This window comes from Vibrio sp. Vb1337 (assembly GCF_033338715.1).
GTDB classification, from domain to species: Bacteria; Pseudomonadota; Gammaproteobacteria; order Enterobacterales; family Vibrionaceae; genus Vibrio; species Vibrio alginolyticus.
In genome coordinates this window covers 1-1,020 of sequence record NZ_JAWOTD010000292.1, presented here as the reverse complement: position 1 = coordinate 1,020, position 1,020 = coordinate 1, and the positions used below count along the sequence as shown (strand labels likewise).

1 protein-coding gene is annotated in these 1,020 nt (G+C 37.6%); it reads left to right on the top strand.

The genetic code is table 11. From position 1 onward, the window contains the following. The coding region (grpE, locus tag R7E42_RS25720) for a nucleotide exchange factor GrpE (RefSeq protein WP_318073342.1) at window positions 1-576 on the top strand (576 nt) is incomplete at its 5' end. Window positions 577-1,020: the final 444 nt, after the last annotated feature.

Here is a 1,020-nt window from a genome sequence, read left to right as displayed (position 1 = left end):
GTTACAGAAGAAGAGCTTGATCAAATCATCGAAGAGGCTGAAAAAGTAGAAGCTGCGGCTCAAGAAGCTGAAGCAGAACTTGAAGAAATTGGTGACGAGAAAGACGCTAAGATTGCTCAACTAGAAGCGGCATTATTGTCTAGCGAAACCAAAGTAAAAGATCAGCAAGACGCAGTGCTTCGTGCAAAAGCTGAAGTTGAAAATATGCGTCGTCGTACTGAACAGGAAATCGACAAAGCGCGTAAATACGCTCTTAACAAGTTCGCTGAAGAACTGCTTCCTGTTATCGATAACCTAGAGCGTGCGATTCAAGCAGCAGATACAGAAAACGAAGTGATTAAGCCGATCCTTGAAGGTGTTGAGCTGACTCACAAGACGTTTGTTGATGTGGTTGCTAAGTTTGGTTTGAAAGAAATCAACCCTGAAGGTGAAACGTTCAACCCTGAATTCCACCAAGCAATGTCTATTCAAGAAAGCCCAGATCATGAATCAAACACCGTGATGTTTGTTATGCAGAAGGGTTATGAGTTAAACGGCCGTGTGATTCGTCCTGCAATGGTTATGGTTGCTAAATAACGACACAAGTCACTGCAAAGTAGATACAAAATGCCTATCACGTTTGTGATGGGCATTTTTGTTTTAAACAAAGGTGTGCTCTCTCCGTCTCGCTGAACCATCGATATCTAAAATTTGATCCCTTTCAAAGTTTTTCCTATTGAGGATATTTTTTCTTATAGGGAATTTTCTTTCTATCAACTGCGTAGTTATACAACCTTAAACCGATAACTGGTTGTTATCATTTGACTAAGTGAGTTTTGTTCTGAATATGAATGTATTCATAGTTTGTTTTGCTGAATTTTATTGTTAACAAAAATGTAAATTATCGCTTTATTTTGCAACTTTGATATGTATTATTTGCGACCACTGCTTTAGAAATAAGCAGATATAACTACAAAAATGTAAATAGTAAACACAACATATCGGAGATTTATAATGGATAAATCGCTTTCTAGTAAGATT